Annotated in this window: 17 protein-coding genes; 7 read left to right on the top strand and 10 right to left on the bottom strand. The window is 62.5% G+C overall.

The annotated features are described in order from the left end of the window. Positions 1-125: 125 nt before the first annotated feature. Positions 126-635 (bottom strand): DinB family protein, encoded by a 510-nt coding sequence (locus FN060_RS03850; RefSeq protein ID WP_077547075.1) that lies wholly within the window; start codon positions 633-635, stop codon positions 126-128. 134 nt (positions 636-769) lie between these two features. Between FN060_RS03850 and FN060_RS03855 the strand changes: the two genes are divergently transcribed. Both FN060_RS03855 and ndk read left to right on the top strand, forming a co-directional pair. Continuing rightward, a complete protein-coding gene (locus FN060_RS03855; RefSeq protein ID WP_077547076.1) occupies positions 770-1,459 on the top strand; it encodes a glutathione S-transferase family protein in 690 nt (229 codons plus the stop codon). A gap of 79 nt (positions 1,460-1,538) precedes the next feature. Beyond that, positions 1,539-1,961 (top strand): nucleoside-diphosphate kinase, encoded by a 423-nt coding sequence (ndk, locus tag FN060_RS03860; RefSeq protein ID WP_052637803.1) that lies wholly within the window; start codon positions 1,539-1,541, stop codon positions 1,959-1,961. A gap of 47 nt (positions 1,962-2,008) precedes the next feature. On the opposite strand, the gene FN060_RS03865 is transcribed toward ndk, so the two are convergent. Both FN060_RS03865 and FN060_RS03870 read right to left on the bottom strand, forming a co-directional pair. Beyond that, positions 2,009-2,512 carry a hypothetical protein gene (locus FN060_RS03865; RefSeq protein WP_425312136.1) on the bottom strand — a complete coding sequence of 168 codons (504 nt, stop codon included), beginning with the start codon at positions 2,510-2,512 and terminating at the stop codon, positions 2,009-2,011. Continuing rightward, complete coding sequence (locus tag FN060_RS03870) at positions 2,509-3,051, bottom strand: CGNR zinc finger domain-containing protein (protein ID WP_142586939.1); 543 nt, start codon at positions 3,049-3,051, stop codon at positions 2,509-2,511. Before FN060_RS03870 ends, FN060_RS03865 begins: the two co-directional genes overlap by 4 nt. A 61-nt stretch (positions 3,052-3,112) precedes the next feature. Here FN060_RS03870 and FN060_RS03875 point away from each other — a divergent pair, with 61 nt between their 5' ends. Then, positions 3,113-4,009 (top strand): branched-chain amino acid ABC transporter permease, encoded by an 897-nt coding sequence (locus tag FN060_RS03875; protein ID WP_142586940.1) that lies wholly within the window; start codon positions 3,113-3,115, stop codon positions 4,007-4,009. On the opposite strand, the gene FN060_RS03880 is transcribed toward FN060_RS03875, so the two are convergent. The 4 genes from FN060_RS03880 to uvrC all read right to left on the bottom strand — a co-directional run bounded on the left by FN060_RS03880 (position 4,010) and on the right by uvrC (position 7,433). Further along, a complete protein-coding gene (locus FN060_RS03880; protein ID WP_142586941.1) occupies positions 4,010-4,471 on the bottom strand; it encodes a molybdenum cofactor biosynthesis protein MoaE in 462 nt (153 codons plus the stop codon). A 4-nt stretch (positions 4,472-4,475) separates the two neighbouring features. Continuing rightward, positions 4,476-4,730, bottom strand: a complete 255-nt coding sequence (gene moaD, locus FN060_RS03885) for a molybdopterin converting factor subunit 1 (protein ID WP_142586942.1) — start codon at positions 4,728-4,730, stop codon at positions 4,476-4,478. A gap of 2 nt (positions 4,731-4,732) precedes the next feature. Continuing rightward, positions 4,733-5,314: a CDP-diacylglycerol--glycerol-3-phosphate 3-phosphatidyltransferase gene (gene pgsA, locus FN060_RS03890; RefSeq protein ID WP_052637809.1), complete on the bottom strand. Its 582-nt coding sequence runs from the start codon at positions 5,312-5,314 to the stop codon at positions 4,733-4,735. A gap of 91 nt (positions 5,315-5,405) precedes the next feature. Next, the gene (gene uvrC, locus FN060_RS03895) at positions 5,406-7,433 is read right to left on the bottom strand and encodes an excinuclease ABC subunit UvrC (protein WP_142586943.1); all 2,028 of its coding nucleotides are present in this window, start codon (positions 7,431-7,433) and stop codon (positions 5,406-5,408) included. A 421-nt stretch (positions 7,434-7,854) separates the two neighbouring features. Here uvrC and FN060_RS03900 point away from each other — a divergent pair, with 421 nt between their 5' ends. Further along, on the top strand, positions 7,855-8,487 hold the full coding sequence (locus FN060_RS03900; protein WP_142586944.1) for an outer membrane protein: 633 nt from the start codon (positions 7,855-7,857) through the stop codon (positions 8,485-8,487). Between the two features lie 55 nt (positions 8,488-8,542). On the opposite strand, the gene FN060_RS03905 is transcribed toward FN060_RS03900, so the two are convergent. Both FN060_RS03905 and FN060_RS03910 read right to left on the bottom strand, forming a co-directional pair. Beyond that, positions 8,543-9,142 carry a glutathione S-transferase gene (locus tag FN060_RS03905; protein WP_142586945.1) on the bottom strand — a complete coding sequence of 200 codons (600 nt, stop codon included), beginning with the start codon at positions 9,140-9,142 and terminating at the stop codon, positions 8,543-8,545. A gap of 26 nt (positions 9,143-9,168) precedes the next feature. Next, positions 9,169-9,816 (bottom strand): ribonuclease T2 family protein, encoded by a 648-nt coding sequence (locus FN060_RS03910; protein ID WP_142586946.1) that lies wholly within the window; start codon positions 9,814-9,816, stop codon positions 9,169-9,171. A 91-nt stretch (positions 9,817-9,907) separates the two neighbouring features. Here FN060_RS03910 and FN060_RS03915 point away from each other — a divergent pair, with 91 nt between their 5' ends. Continuing rightward, positions 9,908-10,849 (top strand): lysylphosphatidylglycerol synthase domain-containing protein, encoded by a 942-nt coding sequence (locus FN060_RS03915; RefSeq protein ID WP_142586947.1) that lies wholly within the window; start codon positions 9,908-9,910, stop codon positions 10,847-10,849. Here FN060_RS03915 and FN060_RS03920 read toward each other — a convergent pair. Next, the gene (locus FN060_RS03920; protein WP_142586948.1) at positions 10,846-11,712 is read right to left on the bottom strand and encodes a 23S rRNA (adenine(2030)-N(6))-methyltransferase RlmJ; all 867 of its coding nucleotides are present in this window, start codon (positions 11,710-11,712) and stop codon (positions 10,846-10,848) included. The two genes, FN060_RS03915 and FN060_RS03920, sit on opposite strands and share 4 nt — an antisense overlap. An 83-nt stretch (positions 11,713-11,795) precedes the next feature. Between FN060_RS03920 and FN060_RS03925 the strand changes: the two genes are divergently transcribed. Both FN060_RS03925 and FN060_RS03930 read left to right on the top strand, forming a co-directional pair. Beyond that, the gene (locus tag FN060_RS03925; protein ID WP_142586949.1) at positions 11,796-13,934 is read left to right on the top strand and encodes a molybdopterin-containing oxidoreductase family protein; all 2,139 of its coding nucleotides are present in this window, start codon (positions 11,796-11,798) and stop codon (positions 13,932-13,934) included. Beyond that, on the top strand, positions 13,931-14,521 hold the full coding sequence (locus FN060_RS03930) for an NUDIX domain-containing protein (RefSeq protein ID WP_077547088.1): 591 nt from the start codon (positions 13,931-13,933) through the stop codon (positions 14,519-14,521). Before FN060_RS03925 ends, FN060_RS03930 begins: the two co-directional genes overlap by 4 nt. Positions 14,522-14,524 lie beyond the last annotated feature (3 nt).

Below are 14,524 nucleotides of genomic sequence, written 5' to 3' on the forward strand. Positions count from 1 at the left end.
GGTGTGGAGCGTCAGCCGCCGGGACAGAAGCGTCAGATATGGGAGGCAAGAGCCACGTCAACGCGGACCGTCTCCGTCATCGTGGCATCGCCGGGTTGGTCTGGCACGGCAGACCCCGGTGCGCACTACATCCACCGGGAGCCATCGCTGCGGAGGAAATAGACGAGGTCCAGCACCAGCGACGGTCCGCCGAGCGATGTCAGGATGGCATGGACTTGGCCGCGGTGATGGGTCTGGTGGTTGAACACGTGGGAGAGGACGGGCCCGAGCGGCTGCGTTATGGTGGTCGGATTGGAGATGGTCGTGTAGGTGAAGTCTCCGGCGATACGCTCGTCGTTCAGGCCGTCGACGAAGCCGATGATCCGCTGGTCCTCGGCGGCTCGAGCGTCTCGAAGAGCGGAGAAGTCATCGAAGAGAACGACATCCAGTGCCTTCGGTGCCTCTCCTTGCCCGGTCATGCGGCTCACCCAGATACGGTCAGCCACCAGCAGGTGGTTGAGCGTGCGATGGATCGAACCGAAGAACGCACCCGCGTCGGCGCGATAGTCTTCGTCGCTCAGGTCTTCGCATGCGGCGTAGACGCGGCGATTGGCCCAGCGATTATAGTCGGCAAACATCTGGAAATGGCGGCGCATTGCATCCTCCTGGTTCGCCGCATCTTAGCCCGATCGGAATGTCGGCGGGATGATTGCATCTATGAATTTTGCTGATTGGATATGCGGGCGCCGCTCGGTCACAATCGGCATCATTTCAAGCGATCGGAGACTCCATGACCCGTGTCCTTTATTCCCTCTGCGGCCGTGACGAGAACCGCCCTTTCTCCCCGCACTGCTGGAAGGTCTCCATGGCCCTGGCTCACAAGGGCCTGGATTTCGTCGAGCGGCCCTATCCGTTCACCGCCATACCCGAAATAGAGGAGGGGTTCTCGAAGACCGTCCCGATCCTTCGCGACGGGGATCGGCTGGTGCGCGACAGTTTCGAGATCGCCGTCTATCTGGATGAGGCCTATCCCGATCGTCCGACGCTGTTTGGCGGGGAGGGCGGCAAGGCCTTGTCGCGCTTCGTCGAGAGCTTTTCCCAGATGGTCCTCCACATGCCCGTGACGAAGATGGCGATCATGCACATCCACGACATGCTGGATACGCCGGACCAGCAGTATTTCCGCGCCAGCCGGCTCGATCGTCTGGGCAAGGAGATCGAAGCCGTCGCCGCAGAGGGCGACGCGGAGCGGGAGACCTTTGCTGCGAGGCTCGAGCCGGTCCGCCGCACGCTGCATTTCCAGCCATTCCTGGGCGGCGACAGCCCGCTGTTTGCCGATTACATCCTCTTCGGTGCCTTGCAGTGGATGCGGGTGACAGCCGGCCCGCCTCCCTTGGCGGCGGACGATTCCGTCATGCAGTGGTTCGCGCGTTGCCTCGACCTTCACGATGGTCTCGGACGGCGTGTGACGGCCGCGTGAAATTCCCAGGAGCCCCTTGTTTCCAGAGCAGAGGGCGGGTAAACACCGCCCACTTTCTCGGGAAACAAAGGAATTGACGATGGCGATTGAACGCACGTTTTCGATGATCAAGCCGGACGCCACCAAGCGCAACCTGACGGGCGCCATCACCAAGGTGTTCGAAGACAACGGCCTGCGCGTCGTTGCCTCCAAGCGCGTCTGGATGAGCAAGCGCGAAGCGGAAGGCTTTTACGCCGTTCACAAGGATCGTCCCTTCTTCGGCGAACTGGTCGAAGGCATGACCTCCGGCCCGACCGTCGTTCAGGTTCTGGAAGGCGAGAACGCTATCCTGAAGAACCGCGAGATCATGGGCGCGACCAATCCTGAGCAGGCTGCCGAAGGCACCATCCGCAAGCAGTTCGCACTTTCGATCGGGGAGAACTCGGTTCACGGTTCCGACGCTCCGGAAACCGCTGCCCAGGAAATCAAGTACTGGTTTGCAGACACCGAAATCGTCGGCTGATCTGCCGTCAGATGATCTGGAAAAGCCGGCCGTCGCGCCGGCTTTTTTCATTCGGGACAGGACTCGGGAGAGAAATCGGTCGAACCGTAGGGCCTGAACACCTCCGGGTTCCGGTCGTAGGCAGGGCCTAGCGAAAGCGGCTTTGCGGGCAGCACGACCTGGTCGACGTTCGAGGCGATAGTCGTCTTGATCATCTGCAGTTCGTCGCCTTTCTGGTCGAGCAAGCGGATCGTGACGCTATAGGGCTTTCCCTTCTTCACGCAGTGGATCGCGGGGCTTTCAAGAACGATCTTCTCCATTGCCGGAAACAGCTTCTGTTCCACCGTCAAAGACGGCCCGCCGCGAGGATCCTCGAAGCTCGCCTCGGCCACACCGCCTTCCGGCAAGGGAGCAAGCCTGCGGAGCGTAACGAGGTAGGTCGCTCGTGCCACCCGGTAGTTGAACACGAAGATCTTGCCTGAAAGCTCCACGACGTCCTGATCCGCCGTATCCCGCTGGCAGGCGGCAAGGGCAATCAGGGTCATCATGGCAACCACCCAACGCTTCCTCACGGCATCGCCTCCTTCTTGCGCCGATAGTGGCGGCTCGCCTTCACGCGGTTGCCGCAGACAGCCATGTCGCACCAGGTGCGGCTCCTATTGCGGCTGCGGTCGAGGAACAGCCAGCCGCAATTGCCGCAGATCTTCAGGCGCTCGGTCTCCGCCAGCAGGCGTAGCGCCGAGCGAGCCGTTGCCGCCTCGAGCGTCGCCTCGCTTGCGGACTGCTTCAGCATTCGTGCGCAAGCCTGCAGCAGGTCGGCGAGCAGCACGCGATCGTCATGGCCTTCGACCCGGCGGCGGAAATAAGCGTCGATCGCCTCACGCAGTGCGAGGAAATCCTTCCGGTTCGGCTCCGCGACCGGCTTGATCTCACCGAACAGAGACCGCTCTGCCGAAAACTGCGTTGCGGCCTTGGAAAAGGCATCCATCTGCTCGGCAACTTCGAAGCGGTCGGTACGGCGGGCCAGACCGGAGCGCAGGATGACGCTGTTGGCAACATCGAGAGCAAGGGAGCCACCAGAAAATCGATGGGGAGTCCAAGTGAAGATCATGTCTCCAGTATAACCATCAAAAGTCGTTTGACCAGTTACATGGATGGTGGAATCCTGCGGCATGAGCTACTTTCTGCAGCAGATCGCGAATGCCGTGCCGCTGGCGACACTTTATGCGAGCCTCGCCTTCGGCTATGCGATCGCCTTTGCAGTGACGCGGCGTGCTGACATCACCTATGGAGCGATCTTCGCGTTCTCCGGGCACCTTTATGTGTTGGTCGCCCACTTCGGGTGGAATGAACTTCGGCTCGTCTTGCCGGCCGCGCTAGCGCTGGGCGCTCTGGCCGCTCTCAGCGGCGGTGTGGCGACCGGCATGGTCAGCGGCCGGTTCATCATCCGGCCTCGGGCGAGCGTCTCTCCGAACGCTGTCATCGTCGGCTCGCTGGGCCTCGTGCTCGTCCTGATGGAGGGGGCCCGGCTCGCGGCGCAAACCCGCGAACTCTGGCTGCCACCGCTGATGAAGGAGCCGATCGTGCTATGGTCGGGCGAGGGCTTTCCGGTCACGCTGACGACCCTCCAGTGTCTCAGCACGGCGATCCTGCTGCTACTGCTTGGAATGGGCGCGGTCTTCCTCGTCAGGAGCACCTGGGGAAGGCGATGGCGGGCGGTCTCGGAGGATTCACGGGCTGCCGAAATGTGCGGGGTCGATGCCCGAACGGTCTTCGTCATGTCCTATGCGGCCGCGGCACTCATGGCTTCGATCTGCGGCATCCTCGCCACGTCCTACTACGGCACGATGGATTTCGGCGCAGGGCTTGTCTTCGGGCTCAAGGTGGTATTGATCGCGGCGGCGGGCGGCCACGCCCATCCGATCCGGGCCGCGGGCGGCGCCGCCGTGATCGGCTTCGCGGAGACCCTGTGGGCAGGCTATGGTCCCATTGTGTGGCGAGATCTGGTGATCGTCGGCGGTCTCGTGGCCGTGCTGGTCATGAGCCGCAGGGAGCGGATCGTGCCGTGACTAACGCCACTTCTCCCGCGCTCGATCATCGGCATCCTTGGCGGAGACCCAGTCACCTGTCGTGCCGTCGGCTTTGTGCTCCTTCTTCCAGAAGGGTGCGGAGGTCTTGAGGTAGTCCATCATGAAGCTTGAGCCATCGAACGCGGCCTGCCGGTGTGGGGCCGCGGCGATCACCAGCACGATGTTCTCGCCCGGCGCGAGCTTCCCATATCGGTGGATGGCGGTCAGGCCCTGGAGCGAGAAGCGCTCGATTGCGAGGTCCGCGATCCGCCGCATCTCCGCCTCGGCCATTCCCGGATAGTGCTCCAGTTCCAGCGCCGACAGTGCGCCCTGCTCGTCACGGCAGAGGCCCGTGAACGTAACGACGGCGCCGATGCCAGTCCGCCCTCCGATGAGCGCATCGACCTCCGACTGCAGGTCGAAATCCTGCATCTGGACCCGGACGAGGGGCGCCCCGTACATCGGCTCAGCCGCCCGTCATCGGCGGGAATATGCCGATCTCGCGGGCGTTGCCGATCTTCTCGTGGTGCTCGACATGCTCCTGGTCGAGCGCCACGCGAATAACCTCCGGATACTGCAGTGCCGCCTCGTACTGCTCGCCGAGTGTCTTCAGGTGGACCAGGAGATCGCGCACGGTCTTCACGTCGTGGGGCAGTTCGATCTCTTCCTCCGGCTTGCCGATCCGTTCACGCACCCAGGCGAAATAGATGAGCTTGGTCATCGTCAGTCCACCATGTGCTTGAGGCCGGCCTTGAAGTAGTCGTAGCCGGTGTACATCGTCAGCACGGCGGCCACCCACAGCAGGCCGATCCCCATCTCGGTCGTGTAAGGCAGGACCTTGTCACCGGCGGGACCTGCCAAAAGAAAGGCGATGGCCACCATCTGGATCGTGGTCTTCCACTTCGCAATACGAGTGACCGGTACCGCCACCTTGAGCGCGGCCAGATATTCGCGCAGACCGGAGACCAGGATCTCGCGGCACAGGATGACGATGGCCGCCCAGATCGACCATCCGGCAATGGTTCCATCGGCGGCCATGAGAAGCAGCACTGACGCGACGAGCAGCTTGTCGGCGATGGGATCCAGCATGCGGCCGATATTGGAGGTCTGGTTCCAGATCCTCGCGAGATAGCCGTCGAGATAGTCAGTGATTGAGGCGACCGCAAAGAGGATAAGAGCGGTCCATCGTGCAAAATCCGAGCTCGCCAGACGCCCTTCGACAAAGAAGCAAAGGACGATGATCGGTACGGCGACGATGCGCGCATAGGTCAGGAGATTGGGAATGTTGTACGCGCGCGATGCCATTTCATAACCTGCTGATTGACTTCCTCTAGTTGGCCCTTCCTGCAGCAGGCGTCAACAGTGGCGGCGGCCATTTGGCGACCAATCCGCGACATCAGCCTGGCTGCCTCTCGTGGAAATGGTGATAGACCAATTTGGCGACCGTTTCGGAAATGCCTTCCACCGCCATCAGGTCGTTGAGGCCGGCACGGGAAACAGCCTTTGCCGTGCCGAAGTGCTGGAGCAGCTTGCGCTTGCGGCCTGGACCGATCCCTGCGATCTCGTCGAGCGGGTTCTTGACCATCTCCTTCTTTCGGCGTGCTCGATGGGAGCCGATGGCGAAGCGGTGTGCTTCGTCGCGCATGCGCTGCACGAAGTAGAGCACCGGATCGCGCGGCGGCAGCGAAAAATCACTGAGCCCGTCGGCGAAGAAGCGTTCGCGCCCGGCGTCGCGATCGACGCCCTTGGCAACACCGATTGCGGTTACCACGTCGCGGATGCCGAGTTCGTCGAGGATCGTGCGCACCGCCGTCATCTGCCCCTGGCCGCCGTCGATCAGGATCACGTCCGGCCATGCGGGGAAAGGGGCGTCCGCGTCTTCCGCGCCGATCTGCGTCCGATCCGGAATGCCTTCCTCCTTGATCAGCCGTGAGAACCGGCGCGTCATCACCTCGCGCATCATGCCAAAGTCGTCGCCGGGGGTGATCTCCGTCGATTTGATGTTGAACTTGCGGTACTGGTTCTTCACGAAGCCCTCTGGCCCCGCCACCACCATGCCGCCGACGGCATTGGTGCCCATGATGTGCGAATTGTCGTAGATCTCAATGCGCCGCGGGACGTAGGGAAGACCAAAGGTCCCCGCGAAACCCTTCAATAGCCGCGCCTGCGAAGAGGTTTCTGCCAACTTGCGCCCATGTGCCTCTCGGGCGTTGCCGAGCACATGCTCGACCAGATCCCGCTTCTCACCGCGCTGCGGCACCGAAATGGTCACTCGCTGGCCGGCCTTTTCGCAGAAGGCCAGAGCGAGCAGTTCCTGCTCCTCGACCGTCTCGGAGAGCAAGATATGCCTTGGCACCGGCTTGTCGTCATAAAACTGCGCCAGGAACGCATTCAGCACTTCGGCGCCCGACATCTGCGGATCGGCCTTCGGGAAATAGGCCCGGTTGCCCCAGTTCTGGCCGGTGCGGAAGAAGAACACCTGGATGCAGGTAAGCCCGCCTTCGTGATGTATGGCGAAGACATCCGCCTCGTCGACTCCGGAAGGATTGATCCCCTGGTGGCTCTGCACGTGGGAGAGAGCAGCGAGCCGGTCGCGGTAGATTGCTGCACGTTCGAAGTCGAGATCCTCCGACGCCTCCTGCATCTGCCGTGCGATTGCGGCCTTCACGTTCTGGCTCCTGCCGGAAAGGAAGTCCTTCGCCTCTCGGACCAGTTCTGCGTAGTCATCATCGCTGATCTCGTGGGTGCAGGGACCGGAACAGCGCTTGATCTGGTAGAGGAGGCAAGGCCGTGTCCGGGTCTCGAAGACACTGTCGGTACAGGTCCTCAGAAGAAAGGCGCGCTGCAGGGAGTTGATCGTCCGGCCCACCGCGCTCGCAGAGGCGAAGGGGCCGAAATAGTCACCCTTGCGTGCTCGCGCGCCGCGGTGCTTGAAGATCGCCGGTGCCCGGTGGTCGCCGGTGATCATGATATAGGGAAACGACTTGTCGTCGCGCAGAAGCACGTTGAACCGTGGGCGCAACCGCTTGATGAGGTTCGCCTCCAGCAGAAGCGCCTCGGTCTCGGTGCGCGTCGTGACGAACTCCATGTGGGTCGTCTCGCGCACCATGCGCGACAGCCGATTTGAATGGACGCGACCCTGCGCGTAATTGCCTACGCGCTTCTTGAGGCTGCGCGCCTTGCCGACATACATGACGTCGCCGGCCTCGTTGAACATGCGGTAGACGCCGGGCGCATTCGGCAGGTGCTTGACGAATTCGGCGATCAGATCGGCGCCCTTCAGGCCGCTCTCGTTCTTCCAGCCCTCGCTCCAGTCGACACCGAGTGCCCGCTCGACCTGCGGCTCGGCAGCGGCGACGTCGTCCTCGTCATCTTCGGTTTCATCATAAAGGACGCCACCATCCGGCAGCTTGGCTGAACTCATCCCATCCTCTTCGTCCGCTGGCCTGCATTGCCGTGGCGCGACGGCCATGCAGCCCGGACTTCGAATCGCGACCTAGTGAATGCCTAGAGGTAGTGCTTCGGGGCCGACAATAAAAGACGACCATCCGAAGCGATGATTCTCGCCCAAAGAATTGCTTGCGAATACGTGAACGAAGGCGAGCACGGAACGAAAAGGAGGGCGCTCTTTGGCGTTTCGGATCAGGTTGTGAAATCATGGTTAAAAAACAGTATGTTGCCGCGATGCAACATCACTGTTTTGCCGTTCCGGGGCCATAATCAATTCACAGTTCGGCTCTTTCTTGTCCGCATTTCCCAAACATCTTCGCCTCCAGCGGGCCGGGAGCAAGTCCTGCGGCATTCTCGTCGCGACACATTCCGGCGCAGCAAAAAGGAGAGTTTCTATGCGTATTCTGATCGCAACCCTGATGGCTTCGGCCGCAACCCTCGCAGGCCTCTCGGCCGCCAACGCGGCTGATGCCGTCGAGCAGATCCCGGAAGCCCCGGTCGCCTATGAGCAGCCGGCTCCCGTAAAGGACTGGAGCGGCGCGTATATCGGTGGCTACGGCGCCTATGACTGGGGTCGCTTCGACGGTGATCGCGAAGGTGCGTTCGGTGGCGGCGTCTTTGGCGGCTACAACATGCAGAGCGGCCAGATCGTCTACGGCGTCGAGGCTGATGCCGGTTACAACGGCGAGGAAGCGGATGCCGCTCCCGGCGTTGAAGGCAAGGCCGGCTGGAACGGTTCGGTCCGTGCCCGCGTCGGTTATGACCTCAACCCGTTCCTTCTCTACGGTACGGCCGGTGTGGCACTGCAGGACAACGAACTGTCCGACGCAACCTCGTCCGACAGCAACACCGCCGTCGGCTACACGGTTGGCGCAGGCGTCGAAGCGCTGGTGACGGACAACATCACGACCCGGGTCGAATATCGCTACACCGACTTCGGTAGCGATACCTATTCGCTCGACAGTGGCGCCGTTTCCAGCGGTTACGACGACCACAGCGTCAAGGTCGGTATCGGCGTCAAGTTCTGATCGCTCATACTGCGAAGAAGGAATGCCGGCGGCCATGGCTGCCGGCATTTTCGTGTCAGGCGCTGGTCTTCAGCACATCGAAGTCCGGAAACCGCTGCTGGAAGGCCGCCGGCCAAGCGGCGAGTTCAGGCCGCCCTTCCCGCCAGTTCTTCTCGGCGAACCGCAAGTCGAGATAGCTCAGCAATGCGGCGAGCGCGAAATGGCCGCCGTTGAGCTTCCTGCCTGTCTTGGGCAACTGCCCATCGAGGAAATCCAGCCCCCGGCTGACCTTGCCCCACTGCTTGTCGATCCAGGGCTGGTGAACGAGTTCTTCCGGCCTGCTGCGCCGCTCGTTCATGATGGCGAGCAGGCTGTCCATCATCCCGTCGCAGAGTGACTCCAGCACGTCGGCATTGGCCCTCTTCGAATCCTTTCGGGGATAGAGTTTTCCACCCGACAAGCGGTCGAGGTAGTGCATGATCGCGACACTGTCGTAGATCGTCGGCTCATCCTCGCGCAGCAGGGTCGGGATCTTGCCCAGCGGATTGCTGTCCAGCAGTTCCGGGGGTGGCGCCGCGGTCTCCACCTTCACGGCATTAAGCTCGATCCCGAGATGTCGGGCGGCCATCCGCACTTTTGCAGCGTAAGGGGAGGCTGGAGAATAGAGAAGCTTCATGGCGCGGTCCTTGCTGTCTTGAACAATCATTCGGCGGGGGGCAGTTCGACCCGATCGAGGCGGCAGCCGCCACGGTCAACCTCTGCACAATCACGGAAACGAAAATCCTTTGTCAGGCAGATGCGGATCTCCTTCAGACGCTGCCCCTCGCAACGGATGGCGATCCCGCTCGTCGACATGCCGGGATTGGCCGCCACGAAACTCCGCTCGATTTCCGCTGCCGGCAGTGTCAGGCGTGCTTCACCGTCGGAGACCTTCGGAGGGATTCGAATGCGCTCGAATGCTTGGCGGGTTGCATCGAAATAGCCGCGCTGCGTCAGCCCGCTGCAACTGCCATGCTTGCGCCACTGGTGACCGATCAGCCCCATCGACGGCATGATATCAAAGACGATCTTTCCGACAGAGCGCGGCACGCGCTGCGGGCCCTGGCTTCGGCAGTATTCGGGATAGCCGCGTTCATGCTGCGGCCATAGTCCGTGGACGACGAAACGGAATTCCTCATCACCGCTGCATTGTGGGGAACGGCTCGGGCCTTTCTGGGTTGCGCAATAGGTCGGCGACCAGGAAAGCGACAGGACATAAAAGTCGAAGCCCTGGGATTTCGCCAGACCCGCGGATGAAAGCAGCAGGAGGATGGCAATTGGTAGCATTCGGGCGCGAAAAGGTTGATCCATCACACCATTCCCTTCAAAGTGCCCGAGTCAGCGTCTGCCCTGCGTGCGCTGGGACCATTCGAAGGAGAGAAAGAGAAGAACGGCAAGCTGGATGACCTTGAAAAAATACCTCTGGCCTGTCGTCGGCGCGGCGACGATAGCCGTTTGTGGCTGGCTTCTCTACAAGGAATTGCGTGGGCTTTCACTGGACGACGTCTGGGATAGCTTGACGGCGATCTCACCCACTCACTGGGTGCTCGCGGGGCTCTCGACGCTCGTCGCCTATGCGGCGCTCGCGGGCTATGACCGGATTGCGCTTATGCATCTCGGCCGGTCCGTGAACCTGTGGTTCATCACGGTCACCTCCTTCACCACCTATGCGCTCTCACACAATGTCGGCGCCTCCGTGATTTCGGGCGGGGTCGTCCGCTACCGCGCCTATTCCTCCAAGGGGCTGAGCGGGCGCGAGATCGGTGGGCTGATCGCCATCTGTTCCTTCACCTTCGCGCTCGGAACGTTGCTTCTGGCAGGCGTGGTGCTCGTCCTGAAGCCGCACATCACCGATCGCTTCGGCGAGGGCTTCCCTCTTAGCGTCTCCTCCGCCACCGGCTACGTCATTCTCGGCCTGGTAGCGCTGTACGCCGCCGTCAGTTTCCTTCGGCCACGCCCGATCAGGATAGGCTCGACCCAGCTCACCTATCCAACCCCCAAGGTGGTGCTTTCGCAGTTGACCATTGGCCCGCTGGAATTGCTAGGGGCTGCCGGCATCATCTATTTTGCCCTTCCGGAAGCGGGAAATCCTGGCTTCGTCGTCGTGCTCGGCATCTTCCTCGCATCCTTCTCGGCAGCCTTGATCTCGCATGCGCCGGGTGGGCTCGGCGTATTGGAGCTCGTCTTCGTCATGGGACTTCCGGACATGGACCCGGCCGATGTGATCGCGGCTCTTCTCGTCTTCCGGCTGTTCTACCTGCTGATCCCCTTTGCCATGGCGCTCGGGGTGATTTTCGTCTTCGAGAGGACGCAGTTCCGCGCCGGGCGGAGCGCCGAACCCTAGCGTTCTTCGGGCTGCGTCTCTCCGCGGAGCCAGAAGGCGCGCTGCGATGCGAATCTATCCTGGGCCAGCACCTGTTTGACCACCGGCAGCAGCGCGTGCAACTCGTCCTTCAGCGTGAAGGGCGGGTTGACGATGATGAGGCCCGAACCCGTCAGCCCAGTGGTCTCCCGGTCGCTGCGTACCGAGAGCTCCGCGCACAGCAGCTTGGGGATCTCAAGATCCTGCAGTGCCTGGTGAAAATCCTTGATAGGCGCGCCCTTCTTCAGAGGGTACCAGAGGCAATAGGTGCCGCCGGGGAAGCGGCGATAGGCGCCTGCCAGCCCCTTCACCAGCCGCTCGTATTCGTCCGGCTCCTCGAAGGGTGGGTCGACGAGGACAATCCCGCGCTTCTCCTTGGGTGGCAGATGGGCGCCCAACGCCAGCCAGCCGTCCAGTTCCGTTACACGCACCTGATAATCGCCCTCGAACAGCCTGGAGAGCCGGCCGAAGTCGTCAGGGTGCAGTTCCATCGCGGACAGCCGGTCCTGCGGCCTGAACAGCATGCGGGCAAGCTTCGGCGATCCGGGATAGAGCCTGACGCCGCCGTCGGGATTGAGGTCTCGCACCGCCGACAGGTAGGGCGAGAGAAGTTCCGCGACTTGCGGCGGAAGCTCGGCCTCCATCAGCCGGCCGATCCCCTCTCGCCATTCGCCCGTCTTCTGGGCCTCCTCGGAAGAGAGGTCGTAGAGGCCGATGCCTGCATGCGTGTCGAGCACGCGGAAAGCCTTGTCCTTCTTCTGCATGTAGATGACGAGGCGCGCCAGCACTGCATGCTTCAGCACGTCGGCGAAGTTGCCTGCGTGGTAGATGTGCCGATAGTTCATGACTGCTTCTGCCCCGGATGAATAAATTTGATAGGCCGCAAATCGCGCTTTTTGCAGCATTGTGCATGGCATATAGAAAAGCCATGAACCTTGCGACCCCGATCACGGCGAAAGCCGCCTCCAATGTCACGCGCGTCGGCCACACCGTCTGCCCGCACGACTGTCCGTCCGCCTGCGCGCTCGATGTCGATCTCACGGCCGAAGGCAGGATCGGCCGCGTCCGTGGTTCGGCCGAAAACACTTATACTGCCGGCGTGATCTGCGCCAAGGTCGCCCGCTATAGCGAGCGCATCTACCACCCGAAACGCCTGCTGACGCCGAAGCGCCGGCTGGGTGCGAAGGGCGAGGGCGCCTGGCAGGAGATCTCCTGGGACGCCGCGCTGGATGAGATCGCCAATGCCTTCGTCAAGGCGGAGGCGCAGCACGGCTCCGAGGCTGTCTGGCCCTATTTCTACGCCGGTACCATGGGTCAGGTGCAGCGCGATTCCATCGAGCGCCTGCGCCACGCCAAGAAGTATTCCGGTTTCTTCGGCTCCATCTGCACCAACATGGCGTGGACCGGCTATGTCATGGGTACGGGTGCGCTGCGCGGGCCCGATCCGCGCGAGATGGCCAAGTCCGACTGCGTCGTCATATGGGGGACGAATGCTGTCTCCACCCAGGTCAACGTGATGACCCATGCGGTGCGTGCGCGAAAGGAGCGCGGCGCCCCGATCGTCGTCATCGACATCTACGACAATCCGACGATGAAGCAGGCCGATATGGGCCTGATCCTGAAGCCCGGCACCGACGCCGCACTTGCCTGTGCCGTCATGCATGTCGCCTTCCGAGACGGATACGCCGATCGCGAGTACATGGCGAAGTTTGCGGATGACCCGGCCGGGCTGGAGGAGCATCTGCGGACCCGGACGCCGGAGTGGGCATCTGCGATCACGGGGCTGACGGTGGAGGAGATCGAAGCCTTCGCCCGCCTCGTCGGCACCACGAAGAAGACCTTCTTCCGCCTCGGCTACGGCTTCGGGCGCCAGCGCAACGGCACTGTCTCCATGCACGCGGCGCTGTCGATCGCGACGGTCCTCGGCTCCTGGCAGCACGAAGGCGGCGGCGCCTTCCACAACAATGGCGACATCTTCCGCCTGAACAAGTCGGAACTAATGGGCACGGCTTACGCCGATCCCGATATCCGCATGCTCGACCAATCGCAGATCGGCCGCGTGCTGACGGGGGATGCCGATGCGCTGCGCCATCGCGGGCCGGTGACGGCGCTGCTGATCCAGAACACCAATCCGGTTAACGTTGCGCCGGAGCAGCGTCGCGTGAAGCAGGGCTTCGCGCGCGATGACCTGTTCGTCGCCGTCCACGAGCACTTCCTGACCGAGACGGCCGAGATGGCCGACGTCGTCCTGCCGGCAACGATGTTCCTGGAGCATGACGACCTCTATCGCGCCGGCGGCCAGAACCACATCCTGCTTGGCCCGAAGCTGGTCGAGCCGCCGGAGACGGTGCGCACCAACCTCTTCGTCATCGAGGAACTGGCCAAGCGTCTTGGCGTCTTGCATTTCCCGGGCTTCGGTCTCTCGGAACGCGAGCACATCGACCGCATGCTCGCCGCCAGCGGCTGGCCCGGCTACGACAGCCTGGCGCTGCAGCGCTGGATCGATGCGCAGCCGGATTTCGAGACGGCGCATTATCTCAACGGCTTCGGCTATCCCGACGGGAAATTCCGCTTCAGCCCCGACTGGGCGAACGGCCCGTCGCCCAATCGTCCGCCGAAAAGCCTCGGACCCATGGGTCCAATGGCGGCCCTGCCGAAGTTCCCGGACTACGTTCCGGTGATAGAGGAAGCCGATGCCGAGCATCCGTTCCGCCTGGCGACGTCTCCCGCCAGGAACTTCCTCAATTCGACCTTCGCCGAAACGCCGACCTCCGCCCAGAAGGAAGGCCGGCCGGAAGTGATGATAGAACCATCCGACGCGCTTCGCCTTGGCATCATCGATGGCGACATCGTCCGCCTCGGGAACACGCGCGGCGAGATCCGCCTGCATGCGCGCATCGTGCCTGGCGCCAAACCAGGCGTGCTGATCGCCGAGGGTCTCTGGCCCAACAAGGCGCATCTCGACGGGGAGGGGATCAACGTCCTCACCGGCGCTGATGCCGTCGCTCCCTATGGGGGGGCGGCTTTTCATGACAATCGCGTCTGGCTGCGCAAGGATATCGCATGAGTAAACTGGAGAATGCCAAGGTCGAGATCGTCGAAGACAAGACGCTCTCGGACGACTGGTACCACCTGCGCAAGGTGACCTTCGACTACACGAACTCCCGTGGCGAAGTTCACCGTCTCTCGCGCGAATGCTATGACCGCGGCCACGGCGCAACGATCCTTCTCTATGATCCGCAGCGGCAGGTCGTCGTTCTCGTCAAGCAGTTCCGGATGCCCGCCTATGTGACCGGCCATTCCGGTTGGGTGATCGAGACTCCGGCCGGTCTTCTGGACGGCGACCATCCGGAGGAGGCGATCCGCCGCGAAGCGGTCGAGGAAACCGGCTACGAGGTACGCGAGGTCCGTTTCCTCTTCGAGTGCTTCATGTCGCCCGGTGCGGTCACCGAGCGCATTCACTTCTTCTACGCACCCATCGACCTCAGCCACCAGGTGCACGACGGTGGTGGCCTGGACGAGGAGCACGAGGACATCGAGGTTCTTGAAATCCCGCTCGACAATGCCTTGGCCATGATCGGCACCGGCGAGATCTGCGACGGCAAGACGATCATGCTCCTGCAGTGGGCGGCACTGAACCGGGAAAGACTGTAGGCG

Origin of the sequence: Pseudorhizobium halotolerans (genome assembly GCF_902153235.2) — a bacterium.
Classification (GTDB): domain Bacteria; phylum Pseudomonadota; class Alphaproteobacteria; order Rhizobiales; family Rhizobiaceae; genus Neorhizobium; species Neorhizobium flavum.